Genomic DNA, 9,569 nt, shown 5'->3' on the forward strand with positions numbered 1-9,569 from the left:
TAAGCCGTTGGTGTCGAGGCGCTTTGGCCAAATCGACCCTAGACGGCAGGCGAGGGTCACTTCGGATGCAACATGATTCAGCGGATCAAAACGGCGACGTTTACCTGACATAATGTTGCTTATCGGTACTTAAAGGTAGCGAGTTGCATTAGATGAAAAGACTCGCACCCCTTGGCGATTGGCTGATTTTCTCAGTCGATCTGCGCCGCTGCGACCCGCTGACCAGCACGGAGCAGAATCACTGAGAAAGGACGCAAGGTCCTGCGGGCGCTTCGGCACCGTCCAGTTCCCGCCGAATATGTTGTGCGTCAGCCGAGGTTGTCGTAGGGTTCAATCACTTAGTGAATGATTCGCGTGTTAGGTGAAACCTTGAGCGAACCCCCGGCGGCCGGCCGTGTAGCCGGTGATCGACCAGACCCTCTCCCTCTCCCCGCACCGCCAGCAATACGTCACTGTGACGAATTACCCTGGGGCGCATGGCTTTCCAACCAATCCGTAGAGTCGGCCGTTAGATCCGCAACGGACCCGAAGGTGCCCGCTGGCCGCTCTTTAGATGGCCGCCGACATGGCTGATGAGCTGCCCGGCTTCATTCCACACGTTCTGCGTCGCGATGATGTCTCGCTGCTTCGAGCAGACGAAATCGTCTTCAACGCGATGGTCGATGGATGGCGTGCCCAGATGCTCGCACGCGGCCTGGCGACCGACACCATCAAGGGCCGGTGTGGCGTCGTGTCCCGGTTTGTCGAGTTCACCAACGAGTATCCGTGGCACTGGCGTCCACTTGATGTTGATCAATTCCTGGCGGATCTGCGGTCACAGGATTCGCCGATCGCATTGTCAACACTGCGTTCGTACAGCAACACGATTTCGATGTTCTGTAGTTATGTCAGTGACAGCCGATACGGATGGGTTGCGTTCTGCGAGAAGCAGTTCGGCGATGTCCCATCTCAGATTTGCTTCGAGTGGAACACCCCACAACACACCACCGACGATGCAGTCCCGCCGAGACGGCGAGCGTTCACCAAGCCTGAGTTGCAACATCTGTTCGATGCGGTGGACGACTTCGTCGACGACGCACACCGCACAGGATCCAAACGCTGGCGCACCGCTCTGCGTGACTCGATCGCGTTCAAGATCGGATACGCATACGGGCTTCGACGCCGCGAACTGGTCATGTTGGACCTGACCGACTTCGGGCCCAATCCACACGTCCCCGGCTACGGCAACTACGGCGCACTGACCGTTCGGTGGGCCAAAGGAACCAAGGGCTCCGGCCCACGCCGGCGAACAGTGCTCACCTCGCCGGAATTCGCTTGGGCCGTTGACCTTTTGCAGTATTGGTGCGCCGAGGGACGCGAGCTGTTCAGCACGGCTGACCGCTCCCCCGCGTTGTGGCCAAGTGAGCGCGGCGGCAGATTGACGCTGCGCGCTCTCGGACGGTCCTTCACGACATTTCGACAGCTGGCGGGTCTGCCCGCGGAGTTGAGCCTGCATGCGCTTCGGCATTCTTACACCACGCATCTGCTGGAGGCGGGTTATGACCCGTTGTTCGTCCAGCAGCAGCTCGGGCATGCCTACGCGTCCACGACGTCGCTGTACACCTCGGTGTCGTCGGACTTCAAACAACGGGTGGTTCAACAGATGATTACTCGACGACTCCGGATGGAGGACTCCGGTGGCTGAGCAGCGACGTATCGGCTTTCATTGGCATCTGCGGCGGGTGATGGCGGCCCACAACCTATGGAAGTCAACCGAATTGCGGCCGCTGCTGCGCTCACGGGGCATCAACCTCTCCGACGCGCAGGTCTACCGCCTGGTCACCGGTGAACCCCAACGGATTCCGTCGCGGACCTTCGCCGCGCTCTGCGACATCTTTGACTGCACTCCGAACGACTTATTCGAGCCGTACGTCGAGATGCAGGCCGCCGCATCAGCCAACGCGCCGCACCAACGCGATCTAGGCGTAACGCCCGGGAACCCGGTAGCCAAGCGAGTTCGAATCGTCCAGGACGACGGTGGCCCGTCCACGCAAACCTGAGGACCCACAGCGCTGGCCCATCGGATGCGCCCGATGCAACGGCCATCACGAACTGGTTGCCAACTGGCCCGACGGATCGATCTGCGGATACTGCTACCAGGCGGCCAAACGAACGATGGGAATCTGTGCCTGCGGGCACGAAGGCGTACTGCCCGGCATCATCGATGACCTCCCCGCCTGCCGGCGCTGCAGCGGCGTCAAGCTCAATGTCGACTGCATCGGCTGCGGCGCGGAAGCCGAACTCTACAGCGGTGGACGGTGCCAACGCTGTGTGCTCGAAGAGACAGCCCAGTAATTGCTCACCAACCCCGACACCGGCGTGATCGCACCGCAGCTGCAAATCATCGCCGATGCGCTCACCGCGATGCACCGCCCCAACAGTGGCCTGACATGGATCCGCCAATCCCACGTCCAATCGGTTCTGCGTGAGCTGGCCCGCCACCCCACCCTCACCCATGAGGTGTTTGACCAACTGCCAGCGGGCCGCACGACCGACTACATGCGCAACCTGCTCGTCGAGCACGACGTCCTTCCGTCACGTGACGAGAGACTGGCGAGATTCCAATCCTGGGCGGTCGCGGCTCAACAGCGGATCACCACCGAAGAGCACCGAAAAGTAGTCGCCCGGTTCATCCGATGGAGCTTGGAGAAGAGACTGCGATCGATGAGCACGGTCACCGACTCAGCGTTCCTGCGAGCCAAACAAACCCTCACCGTCACGATCGAGTTCTGCAACTGGCTGGCCGCCGAGCACGACGCCACCGTCGACCAGTTAACCCAAGCCCACATCGATCTCTGGCAATCAAGCGGGCCCACCACCCGCGAGCACATCCTGCGGTTCATCCGATGGGCCATCAAAGCCAAGCTCATTCCCTCGGGTCTAGAAGTGACGCCGCACCGCCGCGGCACCGCACCACGGATGCCGATCGCACAACAGAACGCCGTCATCGAACAGGTCGCACACCAGCAGACGCTTCATCCACGCGACTGACTCGCCGCGATCCTGATTATCGTGTTCGCCCAACGCGCCGAAGACGTCGCCGCCCTCACCTGGGAACAAATAACGATCACGGCCGATACGGTGACCATCGATCTGGCCGGCCTACCGATTCATCTCCCACCACCTCTCGATGAACCCGTCCGCACGCTGGCCGCTAGCAACTACAACAGCCAAACCGCAGCACACCGCAACTCGCCCTGGGTATTTCGCGGCTACACGCCCGGCCGGCACGTCACGCCGACGCATCTCCGCAACTACCTACGATCGGTTCTCGCGGCGCTTGAGGCCCGGTTGGGCACTCTCAATGAACTGACACAGACCACGCCGATCGCGATTCTCGCCGAGACATTGGGCTACAGTCCACAAACGCTAGAAGCCCACGCCCGGGCGTCCGGATCAACGTATGCGCGGTACATCGCCACTCGACTCGATGAGTGATCCCGATGATGACGGCTCCTCGCGATGACCATGGCCTGCGGCATCTTTCTCTGCGCCAAGCGGGCCAGCTAGGTAGGCCGGAGCTCCTGGTAAAGCGCAGGCGTCAGGTCGACGCTTTGTCGCAGTTGTAGTTGGCCCGGCCGAGTTCGTTGTTCATACGCGGTGACAACGAGGCCGACACCGCCCGCCGCGGGCACGAGGACACCTTGCATGTGCAAGAACCACGCCGCATGTCCGACCGCCTGGCACCCTGACCAGTCATCGCCGTAGATGTCGTCGTTCTCGAGCCCCACAGCTTCCCGAGCTTGCGAGGTTGTCAGATCGAGGACGGCCAGGCCTGTTACTTCGATCGTGTGTAGTCGGTAGGCCACCTCGAGCATCTTCTGTGCGGTCGTTGAAGCCGCTTGCGCGACCCGTTCCACCTCAACCATGCAGGCTTGGGTGGAATCAGCAAGATAGATCGCCGGAAAGAGTAGCGGTGGATTCCACCTGCCTCCGAATCTGCGCGCCCCCTCTCCGGATAAGGCGTCACGGTGCGCGCCGGTATACCGGTAGCAGGTTCCCGACCACTCAGTTGTTCCGCGTGCGTCGATACGCTGGACGAGCCCTTCATCGAGGGCATCGCTCACACGAACACTCCCTCCGCCATCGCGTCGATGAGTGCCAACACGCGTTGGTACTCGCCGTCTCGCACGAGGTCGGCAGGCTTGCGGTGTTCCAGTAGTCGATTCGGCGAAAACATCCACACGTTTGCCTGGTCACGCGGCAGCACTTCCGCGAGGGCGTCGGCGACATAGGCCAGCTCGATAAGTCGTTGCTTGTTGAGACGTTGGGGAACCACCTGACCTGCGGTCCATCGCGCCACGGACCGCGGGGAGGCATCGACGATGTCACCGACTTCCTCGTAGGTCAATCCCAAGCGCTCGATCGCACCCGACACGGTCGAGGCGAGCGCGTTTACTCCCATGTGCAGCCTGTCTTCCTTTTGTCTACGGATCTGTCATGTATTATGACACGAAACGAGGCCTCGATGCGAGAGGAACTTCCACGACGATGGGCATTCAGTTTCGGCTCGGGCCGGGTGATCACAAACCGGTCGAGGACTTCCTGTCCCGCGAGCACGCCGGCACTACCGCGATCACGCTAGACACCAAGGCCGCGCGTCACCAGCACGACGCTGCCGCAGCCGCAGTCGACGCGGGTCTAGATGTCTACTGGGAACCAGCAGCGGAGCGCCTTGCCGCCCCTGGCTTCGGGCTCGAGAAGTTCCCTCTATGGAACGGTCAGCCCTACGACACGGATGCCCTATCGCGCGACGCGGCGGCACGCGCCGAACTGATCGGCAAGACCCTCGACAAACACCCGTCGATCGTCACGCACGTCACGGCCCCACACTTCTACGTCACCAACGAGCGCACCGCACGCCTCAACATTGATCTTGCCGAGCGCACGTGCTTAGCCGTCGGCGATGACAAGCCCACCCGCGCCGTACTTACGATCGCCACCACGGCGATCGGTCGCCTCAACGTGGACCTGGCTTCGGAGTACGCCGGCGCACGCATTCGTGATGTCGAGGTTCGCTTATCCCCGTTCGGTGGCGACGACGAAGGCATCCGCAAGATCCGGAGGGCCTTCGCCGTTCTCGACCAGTTCCGCGAGCACGGCATCACCGTCACGCTGGGGTTGTCCGGCAACATCGGCCGCGCGGCGCTGGCCCTGGGTCACGCCGATGCCTACTCGGTGGGTGTGGGCATGCTGGAGAAGGTCAACCACGCGCAGACGGTCGCCCGCTACCGGCAGGCTCCCGACCCGGATAAGGATCAAAGCGGCGGAGCCACAGCCGGGATCTACCTGCCCCGACTTGGAGCCACCGTGTCAGCCAAGGCCGCGAGACAGCTGTTGCACCACACCGACATTCGTACTCGTATCGGGTGTCGTCTCGGTTCGTGCCGCAACAGCGTGACTGGTCCGCTCGACGACCGACGCGCACACTACCTTCACTCTCGTTCGCATGAAGTCGCCGATATGCTCGCCCGCCCGGCGCCGTGGCGCGGGGCGATGGAGATCGACCGGCTTACCGAGGCGATTCAGCTCCGCGAACGCGTCAACGAGCACTACCTCAGCGACGACGTGCGCAAGCTCGGGACACGCACTCTGCACACCCTGGTAGACGAGATCCACCATGAGCAACAGCAGGCTTCCTAGCTCGAATGGTCTGAGCTGGTGCGGTCTCGAACCGCTAGAGCGCGATGCTGCCGTTGACGGGCGGCGGTGAAGCGGCAGCAGACTAGTACCAGTCCCGTCGTCGGTCGTCCATGACGCGGCCAGCCTTCCACCGCCGAGCATCGGAAGGGTTCAATGCCATCTGCGTCGCCCGCGGCGTGATCGCGCCGTAACCAGGGAAGTTCCACATCGGCTCGACAGGCTCGACCATTCGCCACTGCTTCCCATGCTGAACGATCATCTGCGGGTTCGCTTGGCGGGCCACCCAACACGTAGTCATCGCCCCGATCATCGCCTCGATCAGTTTGGCTGTGGATTCACACAGCCCGTCGAGAACATCCTCGGACGCGGACATCACGTAAGTACCGTAGAACGACCTGTTCGGTGGTTTCCCGCCATAAACGAGTGACTGCAGCTCGCTCCACCGCGGTTGCCTGAAGAACACCCGCGCGATCTTGTTGTCCGTAGTGGTCAGAACTATCTTCTTCGCGCCAGCGCGGTGCGTCATTCCGTTGCGCGTGTCCCGCATCCAGGGGAACCAGTCATCTGGCCCTAGCGGTTGCCAGTTCAACACCGGCGCCACCAGCGCATCCTGGACAGGGCGGCCGGGAGAGCCCACAGGTTGATAGCGATCTCTTGTCGAGCCGTTGGGCAGTTCGGTGGCGGCATCTTCGATCTGGGTCCAATCCAGCTTCATCGCGTCGTTGATCTCGAATCCGCCGACGATAAAGACGGCGACAGCGAGCCGATCGAGCGCCTGCCCGAGGTGGAACACACACGATTCGGCGGACTCGGTGATCGCAAGAGCGCGCCTCCTTCCCTGCGCGTCCAGCGGAAACGGCGAAGTTCCCTGTTTCGCCGCCTGCTTGAAGGCGTAATCCTCCGCCGTGACCTTCTCGCGGTGCGTCTTGGCGGCCAGTGACGCCGCCAACATCGATTCACCGACGCCCTGAACCAGTTGAATCAGATAGTCGGACAGGATGGTCAGTGTTTTCCAGTCGCTGTAGCCAGCCCACCAAGCGAATCCGCCATTTTGCTCATCGAGTTCGCCGACAAGTTGATCGGCGAACTTGTCGACGGCCTCGGTCGCGACAGCAACACGCCGCTCATAGTCCTCGGCGTCCACAGGAAGCACCACAACCGCCGAGCCTACGACCAGCATCCGACAACGTCACATAATTTTCGGCTGCACCAGAGCTACGGCAGCAGCCCCGCGACGGGGCCATCGCGCCAAGTGTCACCCACACTCTCGATCCGACTCGCACCTGCTGAGCACGCACCGCTGCCAGCTAAAGGTCGCGAGTTACATTGCAGTACAATGTGTTTCGGTGCGCGATGTTTGTGGAGACACGGGAGCTATCTCTTGAGATCGTGTCGTAGCGAGGGAATCGCAATCGCTGCCCATCCTCGAGCCGTTCCTCTAATCATGTCCACCACGTCGAAGCAGTCACGCCACAACGTGATCTGCCGTTGTGTACTTCGAATACGCCGCAGACCCAAAAGTGCTTGGAATCGGCCACCGATGATCGACTCGGTGGTGCCGGTGGGGCCAGTGGGCCAGTGGGGCCAGTGTTGCACCTCATCGGAATCGGGCGGCGACACGCTAAGGAAGGCGGCCGCTACATACCGGCCGTCGTCCGCCGGCGGCGGTAACGTTTGGTCTGTGATGTGACGAAACCCCGACCGGGGGTTCGGCCCGCCAGTCGGGGTTCACGTCAATCGCATTTGGTCGATGCAAGGTTGACGGTAGCACCAGACAGTTCCGCTCCGCAGAAGGAGCCGGACGGCGAGTCGGCGAATTCGACCGCATCCGGAACTGAGGTAAGCCGTGTCCGCTGTTCGACGGAATCGGTACGACGAGACTTGGCACAGGTTGCGTGATTGGACCGGTGGCCAGGCGAAGTCCGAGATGCTCGCATGGCAAGTGATCGCCGCCGATAGCTACACCCGCATTGATCCGGCGCATACGCACGGAGGCCCCGACGGCGGTGGAGATGCCAAATGTGAACGGGATGGCGAAATCTGGGTGATGGCCGCCTACTTTCCCTTGGGCCAAAAGACACCGGCCACGATCAAGCGGAAGCTTGAGAAGGACATGAAGGGCGCGAAACGGCTTGGTGCCGTTGGCATCGCGTTCGTCACCAACCAGGAGATCACCCTGGCGGATCGCGAGGCCTGGGAACAACTGGATCCAGAACTGAAGGTCGACATCTTCCACCTGCTGCGCGTTACCGAGATGCTCAACAAACCGGAGTACGCGCAGACCCGCGAAGAGTTCCTCGACATCGTCGCTGGGCCGCCGCCGATGCTCATCGACGCGTCGGTGGTCGGCACCGCTCATGCCTTCGACGACGATGCCGAGGTGTTCGAACGCTACGTGTCCATCGAGGAAGATCGGATCCGGAAGCAGTCCGACGCCGGGCATGCACGCGTCCGCGCAGAACGGGAGAAGCGACAGCGGGAAGCCACCGCCAGGCCATGGGACGCTGCCCTCGGGGTGCGCAACATCATCGCTGACAGCGGGCTGCTCGACTCCATCGCGAGCCAGTACGACGCGGCGAACTTCTTGCCGAAGATCCCCGGCATGAGCGAGCCGCCACCACCACCGGAGCCGCTGACCGACGAGCAGATCGCGACCAAGGTCGCGGAGTATCGGGCGGCTCTGGAGGCTCGATGGCCGTCCTGCATGGACTACCTCGCTGGCATCGCATGGGCCGGACTTCGATTCCGGATCAAGAACTTGGCGAAGAGCTTCCTGAACGATGTGCAAGTGATCCTGACCTTCCACGGCGCACGGGGGGTCGACTGGGAGGATCGAGACGACTTCGAACTGCTCAAGGTCCAGGACCCGAGCTACGTTCCGAGTAGGGACCCGCTCTACTACACCATGCCAATGCCCAAGTTGGCTCCTGCCGCCGACTACCCGATCGAGTGGCGACACAACGACGACGGAGACCTGGAAGTCACGATTACGTTGCGCCAGTTGCGGCCACATCCCGAATGGCGAAGCGACGACTACGGCGACGAGGTTGTCCTCGTAGTCGATCCCGAATGCGAGATGAGCAACGTAACCGTCACATACACCGCGACCGCCCAGGGCTACGGCGACGTGTTCGAGGGCGACCCGATCGTCATCCCCGTCGAGAAGGTCGACATGCTCAATGTGTTACGCGAGGTCATCGACGCCACCAGGGAAGCATCCTGATCTGCTCAAGGGGCGGCGACCAAGCTGATTGTCGTATTGCGCACGTCACGGCATGAAGGCTTCGACGATCAGGGCGACCATCTGGCCGACCGCGATGAGGCCGTCCGTCGCGCCGGTATTGATCACGACGAACACGGAGAACATCAGCACTAGTGCGACGACGGTGATGACCGTGATGGCGAGGTACTTCGAAAAGTGGTTCACACACATTCGGCCCGGAAGTGGGCCGGTTTACAGGGTCAGGCCATGTACGAGCACCCTGTAGCAGAAATCGCTTCCGCCGGATCTGGTCGGCCCCAGCGTTGACCAGGGCCGCATCGACGCGGTGTGACCCTCCCGCAGCCTGGTTCGGCAGCAAGGTCGTCGATGGACTGTAGGTGGTGCTGAACTCGCACCTGCCGAACACGCACCGGTACCGGTAAAACTCTTGCGAGTTACATTGTGTCGCAGTGGCTTTCGGGAGCTTAGAGGTCCAGCACCCGACGAAGCCCGCGCTCGACCTCGTGCATCAGACTCGGCGGCACATTTCCTACTCGATCGGTGAGGTCAGTCTTGTTCAGCGTGACAAGCGCCGTGACGTTGACAACCGAATCACGCGGGAGCCCTGTTGCGGTTGCGGGCAAGAATACGTTGCCAGGCATCGTCGCCAGGGCCGTGTTGGAGG

Annotated in this window: 8 protein-coding genes and 3 pseudogenes; 5 read left to right on the top strand and 6 right to left on the bottom strand. The window is 61.9% G+C overall.

Going from position 1 to position 9,569, the window contains the following annotated elements; translation table 11 throughout:
- Positions 1–565: 565 nt before the first annotated feature.
- The 3 genes and pseudogenes from AC2VOP_RS07500 (at position 566) to AC2VOP_RS07510 (ending at position 3,477) form a co-directional block, all read left to right on the top strand.
- On the top strand, positions 566–1,684 hold the full coding sequence (locus AC2VOP_RS07500) for a tyrosine-type recombinase/integrase (RefSeq protein ID WP_486960379.1): 1,119 nt from the start codon (positions 566–568) through the stop codon (positions 1,682–1,684).
- Positions 1,677–2,039 carry a helix-turn-helix domain-containing protein gene (locus AC2VOP_RS07505; protein ID WP_486960380.1) on the top strand — a complete coding sequence of 121 codons (363 nt, stop codon included), beginning with the start codon at positions 1,677–1,679 and terminating at the stop codon, positions 2,037–2,039. The genes AC2VOP_RS07500 and AC2VOP_RS07505 overlap by 8 nt, the downstream gene beginning before the upstream one ends.
- Positions 2,017–3,477: pseudogene (locus AC2VOP_RS07510) on the top strand (Fis family transcriptional regulator). The gene AC2VOP_RS07505 and the pseudogene AC2VOP_RS07510 overlap by 23 nt, the downstream one beginning before the upstream one ends.
- Before the next feature lie 68 nt (positions 3,478–3,545).
- On the opposite strand, the gene AC2VOP_RS07515 reads toward AC2VOP_RS07510, so the two are convergent.
- The 3 genes and pseudogenes from AC2VOP_RS07515 to AC2VOP_RS07525 form a co-directional block, all read right to left on the bottom strand.
- Positions 3,546–4,106, bottom strand: coding sequence for an RES family NAD+ phosphorylase (locus AC2VOP_RS07515; protein WP_486960381.1), 561 nt, complete (start codon positions 4,104–4,106; stop codon positions 3,546–3,548).
- Entirely contained in the window at positions 4,103–4,444 is a 342-nt protein-coding gene (locus AC2VOP_RS07520) for an antitoxin Xre/MbcA/ParS toxin-binding domain-containing protein (RefSeq protein ID WP_486960382.1), read from the bottom strand. Before AC2VOP_RS07520 ends, AC2VOP_RS07515 begins: the two co-directional genes overlap by 4 nt.
- Before the next feature lie 244 nt (positions 4,445–4,688).
- Positions 4,689–4,932, bottom strand: a pseudogene (locus AC2VOP_RS07525) (dehydrogenase); the annotation flags it as partial.
- A 72-nt stretch (positions 4,933–5,004) separates the two neighbouring features.
- Between AC2VOP_RS07525 and AC2VOP_RS07530 the strand changes: the two are divergent.
- A complete protein-coding gene (locus tag AC2VOP_RS07530; protein WP_486960383.1) occupies positions 5,005–5,682 on the top strand; it encodes a hypothetical protein in 678 nt (225 codons plus the stop codon).
- Positions 5,683–5,764: 82 nt separating this feature from the next.
- Here AC2VOP_RS07530 and AC2VOP_RS07535 read toward each other — a convergent pair whose 3' ends face one another.
- Together AC2VOP_RS07535 and AC2VOP_RS07540 are read right to left on the bottom strand one after the other, a co-directional pair.
- Positions 5,765–6,862, bottom strand: a complete 1,098-nt coding sequence (locus tag AC2VOP_RS07535; protein ID WP_486960384.1) for a hypothetical protein — start codon at positions 6,860–6,862, stop codon at positions 5,765–5,767.
- 194 nt (positions 6,863–7,056) lie between these two features.
- Positions 7,057–7,202 (bottom strand): annotated as a pseudogene (locus AC2VOP_RS07540) (limonene-1,2-epoxide hydrolase family protein); the annotation flags it as partial.
- A 407-nt stretch (positions 7,203–7,609) separates the two neighbouring features.
- Between AC2VOP_RS07540 and AC2VOP_RS07545 the strand changes: the two are divergent.
- The gene (locus AC2VOP_RS07545; protein WP_486960385.1) at positions 7,610–8,905 is read left to right on the top strand and encodes a hypothetical protein; all 1,296 of its coding nucleotides are present in this window, start codon (positions 7,610–7,612) and stop codon (positions 8,903–8,905) included.
- Between the two features lie 464 nt (positions 8,906–9,369).
- Here the strand turns inward: AC2VOP_RS07545 and AC2VOP_RS07550 are convergent.
- On the bottom strand, positions 9,370–9,569 hold a 200-nt coding region (locus AC2VOP_RS07550; RefSeq protein ID WP_486960386.1), incomplete at its 5' end, for a type II toxin-antitoxin system PemK/MazF family toxin.

The sequence above is a fragment of the Mycobacterium sp. TH-M106 genome (assembly GCF_057473765.1).